Here is an 18223-nt window from a genome sequence, read left to right as displayed (position 1 = left end):
ATCTCACGGTGCAACGGAAAGTCCGACAGGCTGCTAGGCAGTTGACTTGGGGCTTACAGCTCCGGGCGAAGCCCGGTCATTCCTGCTCGTCCAGGGACTCGACGCGAATCCGGGTGACCGGGCCGGCGATATCGGCCATGGACTCGATCTGGCGGATCGCCTCGTTCATGTGCTGCTCGCGGGTGCGATGGGTCATCAGGATGATCGGCACCAGCTCCCCCTCGGTGGCCTCCTTCTGGATCAGTGCCTCGATGGAGATGCCCTGCTCGGAGAGGATGGTGGCCACCCGCGCCAGCACGCCGGGGCGGTCCACCGCCAGCAGCCGCAGGTAGTAGGCGGTGGTGATCTCCTCCATGGGCATGATCGGCAGCTGGCTGACGTCCTCGCTGATGCCGCTGAAGGCCAGGTAGGGCACCCGATAGTGGTGATCGGTGGTGATGTCGCGGGCCACGTCGAGCAGGTCGGCCACCACCGCGGAGGCGGTGGGTTCGGCGCCGGCGCCGGCGCCGTAGTAGAGGGTCGGCCCCACGGCGTCGCCCATCACGGCGATGGCGTTCTTGACGCCATGCACATTGGCCAGCAGCCGCTCCTTGGGGATCAGCGTGGGGTGCACGCGCAGCTCCAGGCCCTGCTCGGTGCGCTTGGAGATACCCAGATGCTTGATCACATAGCCCAGGTTGTCGGCCTGCTCCACGTCCTCGGCGGTGACCCGGGAGATGCCCTCGGTATAGGCCTTCTCGAACTGCAGCGGCACGCCGTAGGCGATGGAGGCGAGGATGGTCAGCTTGTGGGCGGCGTCGATGCCCTCGACGTCGAAGGTCGGATCGGCTTCGGCGTAGCCCAGGGCCTGGGCCTCGGCCAGCACATCCTCGAAGGCGCGACCCTCGTCGCGCATGTGGGTGAGGATATAGTTGCCGGTGCCGTTGATGATGCCGGCGACCCACTCGATGCGGTTGGCGCCCAGGCCCTCGCGCAGCGACTTGATCACCGGAACACCACCGGCCACGGCGGCCTCGAAGGCCACGATCACGCCCTTGGCGTGAGCGGCCGCGAAAATCTCGTTGCCGTGCACGGCAATCAGCGCCTTGTTGGCGGTGACCACATGCTTGCCGTTCTCAATGGCGGCAAGCACCAGCTCCCGGGCCACGTCGTAGCCACCGATCAGCTCCACCAGCACGTCGATGTCGGGGTTGGTGGCCACCTCGAAGACATCGGCAGTGGTGTTGATGCCGGTAAGATCACACTCGGGGTTGGGGGTGCGATAGGCGACCTGCTCGATGGCAATCGGTCGCCCGGCCCGCCGGGCAATGTCATCGGCGTTGCGCGTCAGCACGTTGAAGGTTCCGCCGCCGACGGTCCCCAGCCCACAGATTCCTACTCTCACCGGTTTCAATGTCTTGCTCCTGCTCGCGTCTTCCGAGTTGGTTGTATGGCGTGCGGCTTATTCCTCGAGCCCCAGCATGGCGGCCAGTCGCTCGGCTGGCACGTAGCCCGGCACCAGGCGACCGTCCGGCAGCACGATGGCAGGCGTCCCCTGGACGCCCAGTTCCAGCCCCAGATGATACTGCGACTCGACCGGATTGTCGCAGTCTGCGGGGGCCGAAAGCGAATCGCCGCGCTTGGCGGCACTCATCGCCTCGGCGGGGTTGTCGGCACACCACACCTGCTGCATGGTGCGCGCGCCCTGGGCATTCATGCCGCTGCGCGGGAAGGCCAGGTAGTGCACCTCGATGCCCAGCTCGTTGAGCCGAGGTACCTCCTCGTGGAGCTGCTGGCAGTAAGGGCAGGTGGTATCGGTGAACACCATCACCTTGGCACGGCTCTGCGGCCCACGGAAGATGACCCGCTCCGACTCCGGCACCTGCTCCAGCCGCGCCGCACGCTCGGTGTTGCGGCCCTCCTCGGTCAGGTTGACCAGGCCCCGCTCGCCGTTGCGGTAGAGGTCCCCCACCAGGAAGTGCTCGCCATCGGCGTCGCTGTAGAAGCGCTCGCCGGTCTTCAGGCGCACCTCGAAGAGGCCATCCATCGGTGCCTCACGCACGCTCTGCACCGGCATCGACTGGCCATTGACCGAGAGCCGCTCGGCGAGCCGCTCGGCCCCTTCCTGCTGGGCGAGGGCCGGTGCCGAAAACAGGGCCGCCAGCGGCGCGGCCAGCAGGCCGAGCAGAATGGTCCGGGAAAGGGTTGTCATGATTCATCCTCGTGGGTGGTGATCGGCATGCAGGCGCTCCAGGCGCGCCTGGGCCACATGGGTATAGATCTGGGTGGTAGAGAGGTCACTGTGACCGAGCAGCATCTGTACGACACGCAGATTGGCGCCATGATTCAACAGGTGGGTGGCAAAGGCGTGGCGCAGGGTATGCGGCGACAGCGAGCGCTCGATGCCGGCGACCCTGGCGTGGTGCTTGATCCGGTACCAGAAGGCCTGCCGGGTCAGCGGCTGATCGTCACGCCCCGGGAAGAGTGCGGGCCGGGTGGCGTCGCGCATCAGCGCCCCGCGGGCGGTGCGCTGATAGCGCGAGACCCACTCCACGGCCTCTTCACCCAGCGGCACCAGGCGGTCCTTGCCGCCCTTGCCACGCACCCTGACCACCCCCTGGCGCAGATTCACGGCATCGGTGGTCAGCCCCACCAGCTCCGAGACGCGCAACCCCGCCCCGTAGAGCACCTCCAGCATGGTGCGGTCGCGCAGCCCCAGGTCGGTGGTCACATCCGGCGCGGCGATCAGCCTCTCCACCTCGTCCTCCTCCAAGGTCTCCGGCAGGCTGGGCCGCACCCGCGGCAGGCGAACCTCGGCCAGTGGGTCGCGCTCGATGCGCCCCGTCTCCAGCGCCCAGCGGTAGAAGCGACGCAGGCTGGAGAGCAGTCGGGCGTTGCTGCGCAGTCGGTAGCCGGCCGCACGCCGCTCATCGAGCCAGATTGGCAGGCTCGCGGGAGCCGGCGTGACCAGAGTCTCGCCACCCTCGGCGAGACGCGCCGCCCAGGCGACCAGGTCGCGGCGGTAGGCAACCAGCGTATGCTCGCTCACCCCCTGCTCGAGCCACAGGGCGTCGAGGAAGGCATCGATGGTGGCTCTCTCGTCTGGCGCACTCATGGCAGGCTCCGGCTGGCAGGCCTCGGGCAAAAGGAAACCCCGCCCCGCGCAAGCGGTGACGGGGTTTCCCGGTCGAGCCGGGGCACGGCCTCGGCTCGTGGGCTCCGAGGGCTCGGCCTCAGGCCAGCTTTTCCTTGATGCGGGCGGACTTGCCGCTGCGCTCGCGGAGGTAGTACAGCTTGGCCTGGCGCACGTCACCGCGACGCTTGACCTCGATGGAGTCGACCAGCGGGCTGTAGGTCTGGAAGGTACGCTCGACGCCGACGCCGTGGGAGATCTTGCGCACGGTGAAGGCGGAGTTCAGGCCACGGTTACGCTTACCGATCACCACACCTTCGAAGGCCTGGAGGCGCTCACGGCTGCCTTCCTTGACCTTGACCTGGACGATGACGGTGTCGCCCGGGGCGAAGGCCGGCACTTCCTTGCTCATCTGCTCGGCTTCGAGCGCCTGGATCACCTTGTTCTTGCTGCTCATGACAATGACTCCTTGATAACCTGATTCAGCGGTCGCTTGGCTTGCCGGTGAATCGTGATCCCGGCGCTCGAACGAACCCGAGAGCGCGGGAGATAATGGGTGACACGGGCCACGAGTTCGGCGACTCGGGAGTTCCCGCACCTCCGCCCTGCCCTACCTGGCGAGCAGTGCGTGTTCTTCGAGGTACTCCTGGAGCAATTCACGCTGCTCCTTGCTCAGCTCCCTGCCTTCCAGCAGGTCGGGGCGCCGCTGCCAGGTACGCCCCAGGGACTGCTTCAGTCGCCAGCGCCGGATGGCGCCATGATGGCCACTGAGCAGGACTTCCGGCACCTGCCGCCCATCGATCGCCTCCGGGCGGGTATAGTGCGGGCAGTCCAGCAGCCCGTCGTTGAAGGAGTCCTCGACCGCGGAATCCTGATGACCCAGCACCCCGGGCACCAGCCTTGCCGCGGCATCGATCAGCACCATGGCCGGCAGCTCACCGCCACTCAGCACGTAGTCGCCGATCGACCACTCTTCATCGATGTCGCTCTCCACCACGCGCTCATCGATGCCTTCATAACGCCCGGCCACCACCACCAGCGGCGGCCCGGCGGCCAGTTCCTGCACGCCGGCCTGGTCGAGCCGCCGCCCCTGGGGCGACAGATAGACCACCCTGGGGCGCTGCCCGGTGGCCTGCTCGGCCCTGGCCCTGGCGGCGTGGATCGCCGCGCGCAGGGTATCGACCTTCATCAACATCCCCGGGCCGCCGCCGTAGGGGCGGTCATCCACGGTGCGATGCCGGTCGGTGGCGTAGTCACGCGGATTCCAGAACTCCAGCGCGATGCGCCCCTTCTCCACTGCCCGGCCGGTGACGCCATGGCGGGTGATCGCCTCGAACATCTCCGGAAACAGCGAGACGACGCCGATCCACATATCGGCCATCCGCTCGGGGGCCGCCGAATCGGTCAACATCGAACCGGTTCCCGTCAAAATTCCGGGTCCCAGTCGACGATCATCACGCCGCCCTCGAGGTCGACCTCGAGGATCACCTCTTCGGGCAGGAACGGCAGGAGTCGCTCGCGGGCGTCGATGGCGTCCGCCTCGAGCCCTCCCTTCACGACCATGACGTCGTTGGCGCCGGTCTCGAAGAGGTGGTCGATGCGGCCCAGCACACTGCCGTCACGAGTCACGACCCGCAGGCCTTCCAGTTCGTGCCAGTAGAAGTCGTCGCTGCTCAGTTCGGGCAGCTCGGCCTTGGGCATCACGATCTCCGCACCGGCCAGCGCTTCGGCGGCCTCGCGGGTGTCGCAGCCCTCGAGCCGGGCCACCAGGCTCTTGCCGTGGCGACGCCCCTGTATAAGGCGACGACGCTTGAGCGTCTCGCCCTCACGCACGACCCACTCGGAGTAGTCGAGAATGCCCTCCATGGGGCTGGTGTACGAGTACACCCTGAGCCAGCCCTTCACACCATAGGGGCTGGTCAGCTTTCCCAGCACCACATGATCGTCGGCGGGCTGAGCCTTGGCGAATTCGCTCATCGACGACCTCGGCACCGAGATAACCATCGCATCAGGCTCAGGCCTGCTTGCGAGCTTCCTTGACCAGCTCGACCACGCGGCCGGAAAGCTGGGCACCCTGGCTCTGCCAGTGGGCGACACGGTCGAGATCGATGCGCAGACGCTCTTCCTGGCCGCGGGCGACCGGGTTGAAGAAGCCGAGACGCTCGATGAAGCGGCCGTCGCGGGCGTTGCGGGAATCGGTAACGGTCAGGTGGTAGAAGGGACGCTTCTTAGCGCCACCACGAGCCAGACGAATGGTAACCATGGCCTAGTCAGTCCTCGGTTGAGTTGGATTCGGTCACGACGATGACCGCGCCATTCGCGGTCCTGCCAGTGAAGACGCAGCATTCTACGGAAAACAGCCCCGTTTGGGAACCTCTTTCGGGCTTAACGCCAGGGCTTCCCGCCCGGACCTCCCATTCCGCCCATTCCGCCCATGCCTCCCGGGCCGCCGCCCATCATGCCGGACATGCCTCGCATCATGTTCTGCATGCCGCCCTTCTTGCCCGCCTTCTTCATCACCTTCTGCATCTGCTTGTGCTGCTTGAGCAGGCGGTTGAGGTCGGGCACCTGCAGGCCGGCGCCGGCGGCGATGCGCCGCTTGCGCGAGCCATTGATGATCTCAGGCTTGCGGCGCTCCTGGGGCGTCATGGAGTTGATCAGCGCCTCGAGCTTGCCCATCTCCTTCTCGGGCCCGGGGCCCTGGGCCAGCTCGGCCATCTGCCCCATGCCAGGCAGCTTGCCGAGCAGGCCGCCCATGCCACCCATCTTCTTGAGCTGCTGCAGCTGGTCGCGGAAGTCCTCGAGGTCGAACCCCTGACCCTTCTTGACCTTCCTGGCCAGCTTCTCGGCCTTGCCCTTGTCGACGGTGCGTTCGGCTTCCTCGATCAGCGACAGCACGTCGCCCATGCCGAGGATCCGCGAGGCGACGCGGTCCGGATGGAAGGGCTCCAGGGCGTCGACCTTCTCACCCACCCCCATGAACTTGATCGGCTTGCCGGTGATATGGCGCACCGAGAGCGCCGCGCCGCCGCGGGCATCGCCGTCGGCCTTGGTCAGGATCACGCCGGTCAGCGGCAACGCCTCGTGGAAGGCCTTGGCCGTGCTGGCGGCGTCCTGGCCGGTCATGGCATCGACGACGAACAGCGTCTCCTGGGGCGAGACGGCTTGGTGCAGCGCCTGGATCTCGGCCATCATCGCCTCGTCGATGGCCAGGCGACCGGCGGTATCGACCAGCACCACATCATGGAACTGGATCTTGGCGTGCCTGATCGCCGCCTCGGCAATATCGACAGGCTTCTGGTCGGAGCGCGACGGGAAGAAGTCGACCTCGACCTCCTTCGCCAGGGTCTCGAGCTGATCGATGGCCGCCGGGCGATAGACGTCGGCGGAGACCACCAGCACCTTCTTCTTCTCGCGCTCGCGCAGGTAGCGCGCCAGCTTGGCCACCGAGGTCGTCTTGCCCGCGCCCTGCAGGCCGGCCATCAGCACCACCGCCGGCGAGCCCTTGAGCGTCAGGCCCTCGTTGGCCTCGCCCATGGTCGCCTCGAGCTCCTGCTGGACGATCTTGACGAACTGCTGGCCGGGCGAGAGGCTCTTCGAGACCTCCTGGCCCACGGCACGCTCGCGCACCCGCTCGATGAAGTCCTTGACCACCGGCAAGGCGACATCGGCCTCGAGCAGGGCCCGGCGCACCTCGCGCAGGGTCTCCTTGACGTTGTCTTCGGTCAGGCGCGCCTGACCCTTGATCGACTTGAGCGTCTGCGACAGACGCTCGCTGAGATTCTGGAACATTGGCCTCTCCACATGTGCGATGGCCTGAAGGTTGCGGGCGATTATACGCACTGTGGCTGCGAGTCTCCATGCGCGCTGCCCAACACCCCGAGTCGAGATGTCGCTGTCCACGACCTGTGCGGCAGGCAGGGGATTGGGTATAGTAGCTGCACGCCAGTCACCCGACTGCTGTTCACTTCCACAAGCGCACGGATCGCAACCCATGCAGGCGCTCGCCCTGGCCGTATTGGCCTTCCTCCTCTATACCGCCGCCGCCTCCTGGCAGGGGCTGACCCTGGCGCGCCGGGTCGCGCCGCGGCCGATGCTGGTGCGCGGCCTGGCGCTGCTTGGCTTGCTGTGTCATCTGCCGCTGGTCATCGGCTTATTCGGCCACGACACCCAGGTGCTGCCGGGGCTCTACGCCAGCATGGTGCTGATCAGCGCCATGGCGGTATCCCTGCTGCTGGGCATCAGCCTGTTCAAGCCGGTGCTGGGTGCCGCAACGGGCATCCTGCCGCTGGCGGGCGTCGCGCTGCTGCTCGCCGCCACGGTACCGGCGGCACCGCACTCCGATGACCTGCCGCCCGGCGTGGCACTCCATGCCATCAGCTCCCTACTGGGGTTCGCGATACTCGCCATCGCCGCCGTACAGGCGGTACTGCTGGGCCTGCAGAACCACGCCCTGCGCCACCACCATATCCGCGGCATCGTCCAGGCCCTGCCTCCGCTGACCTCCATGGAGCGCCTGCTCTTCGAACTGATCTGGGCCGGCATGGGGCTGCTGACCCTGTCGATCCTCAGCGGCTTCGTGTTCCTCGACAACATGTTCGCCCAGCACCTGGCCCACAAGACCATCCTCTCGCTGGCCGCCTGGGTGATCTTCGCGATCCTGCTGTTCAGCCATCACTGCCTGGGCTGGCGCGGCATGCGTGCCGTGCGTTGGACCCTGGGCGGCTGTGCGGTACTGCTGGTGGCCTACTTCGGCAGCCGCTTCGTGCTGGAAGTGCTGCTCGGCCGCGGCTGAGCGGCCTTCCAGCGCCTTGACACCGCGCGCCCACCTCCCTTCAAATCGAGCCTGACCCGCGACCGAGGATCCTTCGACTTGAGCGACGACTTCCCACTGGGGTTGCTGTTCGGCCTGCTGCTCCTGCTTGTCTGCCTGTCCGCCTTCTTCTCGAGCTCCGAGACCGGCATGATGTCCATCAACCGCTACCGCCTCAGCCACCGGGTCAACAGCGGCGAGGCGCGCGCCCAGCGAGTCGCCCGGCTGCTCTCGCGCCCCGATCGACTGATCGGCGTGATCCTGATCGGCAACAACTTCGTCAACAACCTGGCGGCGTCCATCGCCACCATCATCGCCATTCACTTCCTCGGCGACGTCACCGGCCCCGCCGTGGCCACCGCCGTCCTGACCATCACCATCCTGATCTTTGCCGAGGTCACTCCCAAGACCTATGCGGCGGTGAAGCCGGAGCGCATCGCCTTCCCCGCCTCACTGGTGCTCGAGCCACTGCTCAAGCTGCTCTATCCGCTGGTATGGCTGGTCAATGTGATCTCCAATGGCCTGCTGCGGCTGATCGGCGTGCGCAGCATCGATGGCGACGGCGACAACCTCACCCGCGATGAGCTACGCACCGTGGTCCATGAAGCGGGTACCCTGATTCCCCAACGCCACCAGACGATGCTGCTCTCCATCCTCGACCTCGAGAACGTCACCGTGAACGACATCATGGTGCCGCGGCACGAGGTCGTCGGCATCAACCTCGACGACGACCTCGAGGAGATCCTCGCCCAGATCCGCACCAGCCAGCATACTCGGCTCCCGGTCTACAAGGGTGACACCAACAACATCATCGGCATGCTGCATCTGCGCAACGCGGCACGCTTCCTCTCCCGTGCCGAGGTCACCAAGGCCGCCATCGTGCAGGAGGCCCGGGAGCCCTACTTCATCCCCGAGTCCACCCCGCTGCACACCCAGCTGCTCAACTTCCAGAAGCAGAAGCGCCGCATCGGCATCGTGGTGGACGAGTATGGCGACGTGGAGGGACTGGTGACGCTGGAGGATATCCTCGAGGAGATCGTCGGCGAGTTCACCACCGATGTAGCGGGGATGGAGGAGGAGATCCACCGCCAGGAAGATGGCAGCGTGGTGATCGAAGGCACCGCCAACATCCGCGACATCAACAAGTCACTGGGCTGGCAGTTGCCCACCGACGGCCCCAAGACGCTCAACGGCCTGATCCTCGAACACCTGGAGGCGTTTCCTGAGGGCCCGGTCTCGCTGCAGGTGGGCGGCATACGCATGGAGATCCAGGAGGTGCGCGACAACCTGATCACCGAAGCCCGCTGCTGGCCGGCACCGCGGCGGCGCTAAACCGGGCAGCGGGACACCACGCCTCAGTGGCGCTGGACCTGCTGCTCGACCGCCGGCTGGGTCCAGACATCGCCGGCGCACTTGAGCTCGCGCACCCTCCCCTCCAGCTGGCGCCGAGTGGCCATGCCAGGCGATAGCGGCTCGCCGAGCCGCAGCATCACCCGCGCGCGGAAGCGACGCGGCAACCGGCTCAGGGCGGGCCCGTGACAACGGGACGTCCATGACCCCCACAACCCGGAGAGCCCCGCCGGGATCACCGGCACCGGATCGCGCGCAAGAATCAGCTCCAGGCCACGGCGAAACTCTTGCACCTCGCCATCCGAGGTCAGGCGCCCCTCGGGAAACAGCATCACCACCTCGCCATCGCGCAGGGCACGGCTCACCTCCCCCAACGCGCGGCGCAGGTTACCCGGGTCGCGCCGTTCGGACTCCACGGGAATCGCCCCCACCAGGCGGAACAGCCAGTTGAGCCAGGGCGAATCATAGATCGGCTTGTCCATCAGGAAGCGCAACGGTCGCGGGCTGGCCCCTCCCATCACCAGCGCATCCATGAAGCTGACGTGGTTGCATACCACCAGGGCCGCCCCGCGCCTGGGCAGATGCTCGATCCCCACCAGGCGCAGCCGGTAGATCAGGCGGACCAACAGATAGACCAGCAGGCGTACCGCAGGACGCGGCGCCTGCACAAGCCGCCAGACGAGCCATAGCACCACACAGGCGACCAGGGGCCAGAGCAACGCTGTCATCGCGATACCTACCTGGCCCTCAGGCCGGCCAGGAGGGTTCCGAGCAGTTGGTCGAGCAATTCACCCACCTCCAGCTGCTGGCCCTGCCAGTAGCCCAGGCGCTCGTTGAGACCCAGCAAGACCAGGCCATGCACGCTGCCCCACAGGGTGCGTCCAAGGCGGCGTGCCTCGAGGTCATCGAGGGCCGGCTGATACTCCTTGAGGGTGGTCTCGACGCGCCGGAAGAGCGCCTCGATCATCTCGGTCTGACGCTGATCCAGTTCGCCCTCCTGGGCCAGCGGGAAGTCGAACAGCAGCTGCCAACGGTAGGCCTCGCGCTGGGCAAACTGCCAGTAGGCGCGGGCCAGGGCGCGCAGCCGCTCCTCCGGCGCTGCCTGGCTGGTCAGCGGCTCGATCACCTCGCGCAGGTGACCAAGGGTTTCGATATTGACGTGCTGCAGCAGGTTATGAAAGCTGCCATAGAGCTTGAGCAGGGTGCTGGGCGCGCACCCTACCTCGCGCGCCAGGGCGCGCAGCGACAGGCTATGTACTGGATTGTCCTGCAACCAGGCATCGCACGCCGCCATGACCTGGGCATGAAGCGCCTCGGGAGCATGCTGTCTGGGACGAGCCATCGAGTTCCTCGCGAGCCGGAGCGGGCAGTGGCATGAAGGACCCCAAGGATAGCGCACATCGAACACCGTTTTCGATAGCTATGTTACCCTGATGCGCCCCGCTCCGGAGCTCCCATGGCCGGCCGACTGCATATCGCACCGATCGACTTCAGCCAGTTGCTGCCCGACCTGGCGATGGACATGCCCCAGGTGAGCAGTGCCAACCTGGCGCCCCGCCGCATGCTCTCGGGCATCCGCCTGGAGGCTGGGCGCATGCGTCTGGGACGCCTGTTCTGGGGACTGACGCCACCCTGGCTTACGGTACTGGACCACGCGCCCCATTGCGCCCGCGCCGAGTCCCTCTCCTCGCGCCGCATGTTTCGCGAGGCCTTCCTGGCCCGGCGCTGCCTGGTGCCGGCCACCGGCATCTATGTATGGAAACCCCAGCCCCGCGCCAAGCAGCCCTTCCTGGTCACCCGGGTGGATCGTGGTCCGCTACTGCTGGCCGCGATCTGGTGTCGCTTCCACACCAGCCTGGCCGAGCATACCGACTCCCTGGCACTGATCACGGTGCCGACCAATACCCTGCTGGCCCCCCTGAGCGACCGCCTGCCGGCGGCCATCTCCCCCGCCGACGCACCGCGCTGGCTGGACCCGCAGGCGCCGGCCGAGGCGGCCCAGGCCATGCTGACCCCGGCGCCGCGGGAACTCCTCGGCGCTTTCCCGGTATCAAGACGTGTGAACAGTCCGGCGAATCAGGAGGCAGCCTGCGCCCATCCGGTTGGCCCCATGCTTCGCCACCAGTCCCCCCTGGAGAGACAATGACCCGCGCCCAGACCATCGCACCGCTTGCGCGGCTGCTGACCCTCTGCTTGCTATGCCTGCAGCTACTCACCGTGCCGGTACTCGCCGACCCGGCCCGAGCCGAGAGTGCCAAGGAAGCGTCCGATGCCACCCCTCCTCGCGTCAGCCCCCACGATGAGCGCGGCTATCGCGTCGTGACCCTGGAAAACGGCCTCACCGCCCTGCTGGTCAGCGACCCCGAGGCCGACAAGGCGGCGGCATCCCTCAATGTCTCGGTGGGCAGCGCCCAGGACCCCCAGGACCTGGCCGGCCTCGCCCACTTCCTCGAGCACATGCTGTTCCTGGGCACCGAGCCCTATCCCGAGGCGGACGCCTATCAGGGCTACCTGACCCGCCACGGCGGCAGCCATAACGCCTTCACCGCGCCCCAGGACACCAACTACTTCTTCGATATCGAACCCGACGCCCTCGCAGGCGCCCTGGACCGCTTCAGCCAGTTCTTCATCGCCCCGCTATTCAACGCCGACCGCCTGGAGAGCGAGCGCAACGTTGTGCACTCCGAGTACATGGCTCGTATCCGCGACGAAGGGCGGCGAGAGAACGACGTGCTCGACCGCCTGCTGAATCCGGAACACCCCTTTACCGGCTTCTCGGTGGGCAGCCGCGAGACCCTGGCCGATCGCCCCGGGGACGAACCGAGCCTGCGCCAGCGGGTCATCGACTTCTACGAGTCGCACTACGATGCCAACGTCATGCACCTGGCGGTGGTCGCCCCCCAGCCCCTGGACGAGCTGGAGACGCTGGTCGCCGAGCGCTTCGCCCTGGTGCCCGACCACGGCCTTGCACGCCCCGAGATCGCCACCCCACTGGCCCTGCCGGAGGCACTCCCCAGGCGGGTCGCCGTGCAGTCGCTACGCGACAGCCGCCAGTTGCGCTTCTTCTTCCCGGTGCCCGACCCCATCGCCGAATACCGCCACAAGCCCGCCGACCTGATCGCCCATCTGCTGGGGCATGAGGGCGAGGGCAGCCTGCTCGCCGCCCTGCGCGAGGCGGGCTGGGCCGACGGCCTCTCCGCCGGCGTCTCCCGGGGCGATGGCCGGCACGCCCTGTTCACCGTCAGCCTCAGCCTGACCCCGGAGGGCGCCCGGCAGCGCGATGCCATCGAGGCCAGCCTGTTCGCCGCCATCGGGATGCTCCGCGAGGCCGGCCCCGAGGCATGGCGCTATGGGCAGCAGGCGCGCCTGGCCGAGCAGAGCTTCCAGTTCCAGCAGCACGGCTCGCCCCTGCAGGACGCCATGCGCCTGGCCATGAACCTGGCGCGCTTCCCGGTGGAGGACGTGCAGTACGCCGACTACCGCATGGACGGTTTCGACCGTGAGCGTACCCGCGACTACCTGGCCGCCCTCACCCCCGACAACCTGATCCGCCTCTACAGTGCCCCGGACGTCGAGGGCGAGCAGACCTCGCCATGGTTCAACGCCCCCTGGCGCGACGACACCCAGGCCGCCGCCACGCCGCTCGACGGCCTGGCGCTGCCCGAGCCCAACCCCTATATCGCCGAGGATCTCGTGCTGCTCGACGCCCAGGACGAGCGACCCAGGCAACGGATCGACGAGCCCGCCTTCGCCTTCTGGCACATGGCCGACGCCAGCTTCGACACACCCAAGGCGGAGTGGCGCTTCAGCCTGCAACACCCGCGCGCCGCCAAGGCACCCCGCGCGGCGGTGCTGACCCGACTGCTGGCCGGCTGGCTGGAAGACAGCCTCAACGAGGCGCTCTACCCGGCACGACTGGCCGGCCAGGGAGTCGCTGCCTACGCCCACGCTCGGGGCATCACCCTGGCCTTCTCCGGCTGGCGCGATCGCCAGGACGTGGTGATGGAGCGAGTGATCGAACACCTGCAGCACGGCGAGATCGCGCCGGCCACCTTCGAGCGGGTGCGCTACCGCCTGCAGCGGGAGTGGCGCAATGCCCCACAAGACCCGCTGTACCGCCAGGCCAGCCGCACCCTCAGCGAGGCGCTGGTGCGGCCCCAGTGGCCAAGCGCCGCACTCCTCGACGCCAGCCAGGGCCTGACCAGCGCCGATCTTCGCGACTTCCGCGATACTTTCCTCGGCGAGCTGCACCTGGAAGCCATGGCGGTGGGCAACCTCGGCGCCGAGGAGGCCGCGGCCAGCGCCCGCCGAGTGGCCGACGCCCTGGCGCCGAGCCTCGCGGCCGACGCGATTTCCGAGCTGGTACCGCTGGATGCCACCACGGACCTGCCCACCCTGACCCCGCACACCAGCCGCGAGGAGTCGATCCTGCTGCGCTATCTGCAGGGTCCGGACCGCTCCCTGGAGAGCCAGGCGCGGCTCGCGGTACTCGGCCAGCTCATCGACACCCCCTTCTACCAGCGCCTGCGCACCGAGCAGCAACTCGGCTACGTGGTCAACGCCAGCTACTCGCCGATGCTGGACGCCCCGGGGCTCGCCCTGATGGTGCAGTCACCGGAGACCGACAGCGAGTCGATCGACGAGCACGTGGAGCGCTTCCTGGAGGAGTTCGGCACCACCCTTGAGACCCTGGACGAGGCCACCCTCGCGCCCTATCGCCAGGCGGTTCACGCCGAGCTGACCCGGCGCGATACCAGCCTGTCCGGCCGCACCGACCGCCTGTGGCGGGCGCTGGCCTATGGCGATACCGACTTCGATCGCCGCGAGCGCCTCGCCGAGCGCGTGCGGACCCTCACCCCCGACCAGCTGCGCGAGGCCTGGTCGGATCTGCGAGCCGGCCCCGTGCTACGGATCGCCTTCGACCCAGGCGACGAGCCCGACGATGTGCTGGCGCTGACCGCGCATCTGGCACCGCTACCCGAGAGTGAAGAGTAAGAGAGAGGGGTGAGGGGTGAGGGGTGAGGGGTGAGGGGTGAGGGGTGAGGGGTGAGGAGTGAGAAGCTGACGGCTCACCCCTGAGGCATTTCCAGAAATGATCCTTATAAATCAATAGGCTGCATATTCTTGGCGGATATCCGAGAGCTCGGCGCAGCCCTTGGGGTCTCGCAGCCCTTGGGGTCTGACCCCCAGGTTGTTGATTGCTCAGTCATATCAGAGTGTTGGCGCAACACGCAGCAGCGGGGTCAGACCCCAAGGGCGCGGCACCGTGCTCGCATGAGGCACCAACACCTTCGAATATGCCGATATCGTGACATCATTCGTGGGGGACCCCAGGCTCAGCCCTCATGAGATCTCAGCCCGCCTCGAACGCCTGGGGCGGCAGGATCGCCTCGACATGCATCACCAGCTCCTCGAGGACCTGGCGGTCACGGTCGGAGAGCTCGATCTGGTTAAGCCGCTCAATCTCCCGGGCGAAGCCCTTGAGGGTCAGGCTGGCCACCTCGGCGTCATTCATGCGCGCCCAGCGGTAGGCCTCCCATTGGGCGAGCTCCTCGCCCTCCAGGGTCTCCGGGAAGCTGCGCGCCCGGTAGCGGAACAGCATCTCCTCCAGGCGCGGATCCTGAAAGGCGAAGCTAGCGCCCACCAGGTCCCAGGGGGCCATGTCGCGCACCCGCTGCATCTGCTGGCGATCCGCCGGCGAGAAGAAACCGCCCGAATAGAGCATGACATCGGGATCCCGGGGCCCTTCCGGCGGCGGTTCGGCGAACACCTCGGCGGCCCGGGCAGCTACCTCGGGGTGGCCCGAGAGGCGCCTCCAGTGATCGCGGCAGGTGGCCATGTCCAGCCCCAGGCGCTCGACGATATCGCCGTACTGCCCCTTGCGCTCGCCCGCCACGTCCTTGAGAGCCCCGGCCGCGAAGAGTACCGGGCACTTGTTGATATGGATCACCTTGAGCGGGATGCGCTCGACACCCTCGGCCAGATCGTCGTTGCTGACGAAGACCCGCTGGCGGATCTGCTCGGCGGAGAGCTCGAACAGCGGCGCCGGATCCACCGAGAGGTCATAGACGACCACCCCGTTGGGGTTGGTAGGGTGCTCGGCCAGCGGCACCACCAGCGCGGCGCAGCCGCGGCTGGCAGGGTAGCGCCGCGAGATATGCAGCAGCGGCTTGCGCCCGGGAACATCGAGCAGCTTGCCCACCGCCCGCTTGCCGCGCCGGCTCAACAGTAGATCGAAGAGCTTGGCATTGGCCTCGCGCAGGCGCCGAGCCAGGGCGATGGTGGCACGCACATCGGCCAGGGCATCGTGGGCGCCGGCGTGCTCGATGCCGTTGGCGGCGGTGAGATCCTCGAGCCTAAAGCTGGGGGCACCATCCTCCCGACGCGGCCACTCGAGCCCCTCCGGGCGCAGGGCGTGAAAAGCCCGCACCACGTCGATCAAGTCCCAGCGGGAGTTGCCGTTCTGCCACTCCCGGGCATAGGGGTCCAGGAGGTTACGGTAGAAGAGGTGACGGCTGACTTCGTCGTCGAAGCGCACGCTGTTGTAACCCACCGAGCAGGTGCCCGGCACGCTCATCAGCGCCTCGATCTGTCCCGCAAACTGCGCCTCGGGCAGCCCGCGCCGCCGCGCCTGCTGCGGCGTGATGCCGGTGACCAGACAGGCCTGGGGGTGGGGCAGGAAATCGTCTGCCGGGCGGCAATACCAGGTGACAGGCTCGCCGATCTCGTTGAACTCGGCATCGGTTCGGATCGCGGCGAACTGCGAAGGTCGGTCGCGCCGCGGATCGGCACCGAAGGTCTCGTAGTCGTGCCATAGGAAGGTCTGCGGGGCGTCAGGCGGCGCCATGGGCAAGGTCTCTCCGGCAATTCAGCATGGAGGCCACAGCCTAGCACAGCCCCGCGACTCGCTCAGCCCGCCAGGCTCAGCCCGGCGAGCTCTTGGGCAGGGTCACGTTGAGCTCCAGCACCGAGCAATTGTCTTCGCTGTCGAGACTGATGTTGATGGCATTATCGTCCACCTGGACGTAGCGACGGATCACCTCCAGCAGTTCGCGCTCGAGCATCGGCATATAATCAGGCTGCCCACGCTGGCTACGCTGGTGCGCCACGATGATCTGCAGCCGCTCCTTGGCGACCGACGCGGACTTCTTGCGCTCTCGCTTCAGGAATTCAAGCAGTTTCAACGACGACCTCCTCCGAACATGCGGCTCAGCAGGCTCTTCTTCTGGTACTCGTGGAAGCGCAGGGGCACCTCCTCGCCGAGCAGACGCGACACGGTATCGACGTAGGCCTGGCCAGCATCGCTATCGTTGTCATGGGTCACCGGCACCCCCTGGTTGGACGCCCGCAGCACCGCCTCGGACTCCGGGATCAGGCCGATCAGGTCGATGGCCAGGATCTCACGGATATCCTCGAGGTTGAGCATGTCGCCGGTGTCGACCCGCATGGCGTTGTAACGGGTGATCAGCAGGTGTTGCTTGATCTCATCCTCACCGCGCTCGGCACGCCGAGTCTTGGAGGCCAGCAGACCGAGGATGCGGTCGGAGTCACGCACCGAGGAGACCTCGGGATTGGTGACCACGATCGCCTCGTCGGCGAAGTACATGGCCAGTTGGGCACCACGCTCGATGCCAGCAGGGGAGTCGCAGAGGATGTAGTCGAAGTCCTTGCTCAGGGTATCGAGCACCTTCTCGACCCCTTCCAGGCTCAGGGCATCCTTGTCGCGGGTCTGGGAGGCCGGGAGGATATGCAGGTTGTCCACGCGCTTGTCGCGGATCAGCGCCTGGCTCAACCCCGCCTCACCCTGGATGACGTTCACCAGGTCGTAGACCACGCGGCGCTCGCAGCCCATGATCAGGTCCAGGTTACGCAGCCCGACGTCGAAGTCGATGACCACGGTCTTGTTGCCGCGAAGTGCCAGGCCAGTGGCAATGGCTGCCGCACTGGTTGTCTTGCCGACGCCTCCCTTGCCGGAGGTCACAACGATGATCTTGGCCAAGAGTCGCTTCCTGTCGTGTCGTTGAAATGGATCGGACCATCGAGGGGCATGCCGCTCAGGCGAGCGAAGTAATGCCCAGCTGATCCCCGTCGAGGCGCACCTGCACCGGGGTACCCAGCAACCGGCGGTCGATGTCCTCGAGGCGCTTGTAATTGCCGGCCACCGAGAGCAGCTCGGCATGGAGTTCACGGCAAAAGATGCTGGCCTGGGGATCACCGTGGATCCCGGCCAGGGCGCGACCGCGCAGCGCGCCGTAGACGTGCACGCTGCCCGCGGCGAGCACCTCGGCGCCGGCATTGACCGCACCGACTACCACCAGGTCACCACTGGGCGAGGTGATCTGCTGTCCGGAGCGCACGGTGCCGCGGAAGATACGCCCGCCGCTGGTCACCCCGGGGGGCGTCTCGAGCTCGGCCTCGGCACCCTCGCCCGCGTCCGGCGTGGCCTCCGGCTCGCCCACGGCGACGCTCTCCAGCGCACGGCCACGGCCTCCCTCATGGGGCGGGAACCAGCCCAGGCCCAGGGCCCAAGCCGACTGCTTGACCGGGTCGGCACCGCCACGCACCGCCACCGGCAGCAACTTGTGGGCACGGCACACCGCGCAGATGCGCTCCAGCGCGAGGTGAGGCTCGTCGAGCTTCTCCACGCTCAGCACCACGGGGGTATGCTGGAAGAAGGCCGGCGACTGGCTGAGCTTGCCGGCGAGCTGCTCGCGGATCCGCTCGGGGTCGGCGCTGGCCAGTTCCATGACCGTCATCGGCAGCATGCCCCCCTTGAAGGTGAAGGCCATGCGCTCCCTGTCCAGTTTGAGACTCATTGCCGAACTCCAGGTCGGGATGGTGAGGGTAGAGTCAAAGCTAAGCGACTCCCTGCTCCCCTGCAACTTCTCCATCATACGCCCGCCGACGCGCCGCTGTCAGTGTCGCCGACTGGCCACAGGCACCCCGCG

At 67.3% G+C, this 18223-nt stretch carries 18 protein-coding genes; 4 read left to right on the top strand and 14 right to left on the bottom strand.

Annotated features, from left to right (window positions below; all coding sequences use genetic code 11):
* Nucleotides 1–76: 76 nt before the first annotated feature.
* The 8 genes from NFH66_RS01600 to ffh all read right to left on the bottom strand — a co-directional run bounded on the left by NFH66_RS01600 (nucleotide 77) and on the right by ffh (nucleotide 6904).
* Nucleotides 77–1393, bottom strand: coding sequence for a homoserine dehydrogenase (locus NFH66_RS01600; RefSeq protein ID WP_349607824.1), 1317 nt, complete (start codon nucleotides 1391–1393; stop codon nucleotides 77–79).
* Nucleotides 1394–1441: 48 nt separating this feature from the next.
* Nucleotides 1442–2191, bottom strand: a complete 750-nt coding sequence (locus NFH66_RS01595; protein WP_349607823.1) for a DsbC family protein — start codon at nucleotides 2189–2191, stop codon at nucleotides 1442–1444.
* Nucleotides 2192–2194: 3 nt separating this feature from the next.
* Nucleotides 2195–3094 (bottom strand): site-specific tyrosine recombinase XerD, encoded by a 900-nt coding sequence (gene xerD, locus NFH66_RS01590; RefSeq protein ID WP_349607822.1) that lies wholly within the window; start codon nucleotides 3092–3094, stop codon nucleotides 2195–2197.
* A gap of 118 nt (nucleotides 3095–3212) precedes the next feature.
* Nucleotides 3213–3569 carry a 50S ribosomal protein L19 gene (gene rplS / locus NFH66_RS01585; RefSeq protein ID WP_349607821.1) on the bottom strand — a complete coding sequence of 119 codons (357 nt, stop codon included), beginning with the start codon at nucleotides 3567–3569 and terminating at the stop codon, nucleotides 3213–3215.
* Between the two features lie 153 nt (nucleotides 3570–3722).
* Nucleotides 3723–4484 (bottom strand): tRNA (guanosine(37)-N1)-methyltransferase TrmD, encoded by a 762-nt coding sequence (trmD, locus tag NFH66_RS01580; protein ID WP_349611625.1) that lies wholly within the window; start codon nucleotides 4482–4484, stop codon nucleotides 3723–3725.
* 53 nt (nucleotides 4485–4537) lie between these two features.
* Entirely contained in the window at nucleotides 4538–5089 is a 552-nt protein-coding gene (gene rimM / locus NFH66_RS01575) for a ribosome maturation factor RimM (protein ID WP_349607819.1), read from the bottom strand.
* A gap of 37 nt (nucleotides 5090–5126) precedes the next feature.
* Nucleotides 5127–5375 carry a 30S ribosomal protein S16 gene (gene rpsP, locus NFH66_RS01570; RefSeq protein WP_349607817.1) on the bottom strand — a complete coding sequence of 83 codons (249 nt, stop codon included), beginning with the start codon at nucleotides 5373–5375 and terminating at the stop codon, nucleotides 5127–5129.
* Nucleotides 5376–5497: 122 nt separating this feature from the next.
* Complete coding sequence (ffh, locus tag NFH66_RS01565; RefSeq protein WP_349607816.1) at nucleotides 5498–6904, bottom strand: signal recognition particle protein; 1407 nt, start codon at nucleotides 6902–6904, stop codon at nucleotides 5498–5500.
* Between the two features lie 202 nt (nucleotides 6905–7106).
* Between ffh and NFH66_RS01560 the strand changes: the two genes are divergently transcribed.
* Both NFH66_RS01560 and NFH66_RS01555 read left to right on the top strand, forming a co-directional pair.
* Nucleotides 7107–7907: a cytochrome C assembly family protein gene (locus NFH66_RS01560; protein ID WP_349607814.1), complete on the top strand. Its 801-nt coding sequence runs from the start codon at nucleotides 7107–7109 to the stop codon at nucleotides 7905–7907.
* 78 nt (nucleotides 7908–7985) lie between these two features.
* The gene (locus tag NFH66_RS01555; protein WP_349607812.1) at nucleotides 7986–9257 is read left to right on the top strand and encodes an HlyC/CorC family transporter; all 1272 of its coding nucleotides are present in this window, start codon (nucleotides 7986–7988) and stop codon (nucleotides 9255–9257) included.
* Between the two features lie 23 nt (nucleotides 9258–9280).
* Here the strand turns inward: NFH66_RS01555 and NFH66_RS01550 are convergent, their stop codons facing one another.
* Together NFH66_RS01550 and NFH66_RS01545 are read right to left on the bottom strand one after the other, a co-directional pair.
* The gene (locus tag NFH66_RS01550; protein ID WP_349607810.1) at nucleotides 9281–10003 is read right to left on the bottom strand and encodes a 1-acyl-sn-glycerol-3-phosphate acyltransferase; all 723 of its coding nucleotides are present in this window, start codon (nucleotides 10001–10003) and stop codon (nucleotides 9281–9283) included.
* A gap of 8 nt (nucleotides 10004–10011) precedes the next feature.
* Nucleotides 10012–10617 carry a TetR/AcrR family transcriptional regulator gene (locus NFH66_RS01545; protein ID WP_349607808.1) on the bottom strand — a complete coding sequence of 202 codons (606 nt, stop codon included), beginning with the start codon at nucleotides 10615–10617 and terminating at the stop codon, nucleotides 10012–10014.
* Between the two features lie 114 nt (nucleotides 10618–10731).
* Between NFH66_RS01545 and NFH66_RS01540 the strand changes: the two genes are divergently transcribed.
* Together NFH66_RS01540 and NFH66_RS01535 are read left to right on the top strand one after the other, a co-directional pair.
* Entirely contained in the window at nucleotides 10732–11421 is a 690-nt protein-coding gene (locus tag NFH66_RS01540) for an SOS response-associated peptidase (RefSeq protein WP_349607806.1), read from the top strand.
* Complete coding sequence (locus NFH66_RS01535) at nucleotides 11418–14270, top strand: insulinase family protein (protein ID WP_349607804.1); 2853 nt, start codon at nucleotides 11418–11420, stop codon at nucleotides 14268–14270. Before NFH66_RS01540 ends, NFH66_RS01535 begins: the two co-directional genes overlap by 4 nt.
* 358 nt (nucleotides 14271–14628) lie before the next feature.
* Here NFH66_RS01535 and sbcB read toward each other — a convergent pair whose 3' ends face one another.
* The 4 genes from sbcB to minC all read right to left on the bottom strand — a co-directional run bounded on the left by sbcB (nucleotide 14629) and on the right by minC (nucleotide 18091).
* Complete coding sequence (gene sbcB, locus NFH66_RS01530) at nucleotides 14629–16122, bottom strand: exodeoxyribonuclease I (RefSeq protein WP_349607802.1); 1494 nt, start codon at nucleotides 16120–16122, stop codon at nucleotides 14629–14631.
* A gap of 76 nt (nucleotides 16123–16198) precedes the next feature.
* The gene (minE, locus tag NFH66_RS01525; RefSeq protein WP_349607800.1) at nucleotides 16199–16459 is read right to left on the bottom strand and encodes a cell division topological specificity factor MinE; all 261 of its coding nucleotides are present in this window, start codon (nucleotides 16457–16459) and stop codon (nucleotides 16199–16201) included.
* The gene (gene minD / locus NFH66_RS01520; RefSeq protein ID WP_349607798.1) at nucleotides 16456–17274 is read right to left on the bottom strand and encodes a septum site-determining protein MinD; all 819 of its coding nucleotides are present in this window, start codon (nucleotides 17272–17274) and stop codon (nucleotides 16456–16458) included. Before minD ends, minE begins: the two co-directional genes overlap by 4 nt.
* Nucleotides 17275–17329: 55 nt before the next feature.
* Nucleotides 17330–18091 carry a septum site-determining protein MinC gene (gene minC / locus NFH66_RS01515; protein WP_349607796.1) on the bottom strand — a complete coding sequence of 254 codons (762 nt, stop codon included), beginning with the start codon at nucleotides 18089–18091 and terminating at the stop codon, nucleotides 17330–17332.
* Nucleotides 18092–18223 lie beyond the last annotated feature (132 nt).

Origin of the sequence: Halomonas sp. H10-9-1, from assembly GCF_040147005.1 — a bacterium.
Classification (GTDB): domain Bacteria; phylum Pseudomonadota; class Gammaproteobacteria; order Pseudomonadales; family Halomonadaceae; genus Halomonas.
Note: the sequence above shows the minus strand (reverse complement) of the source record. Positions and strands in the feature narration are given on the sequence as shown.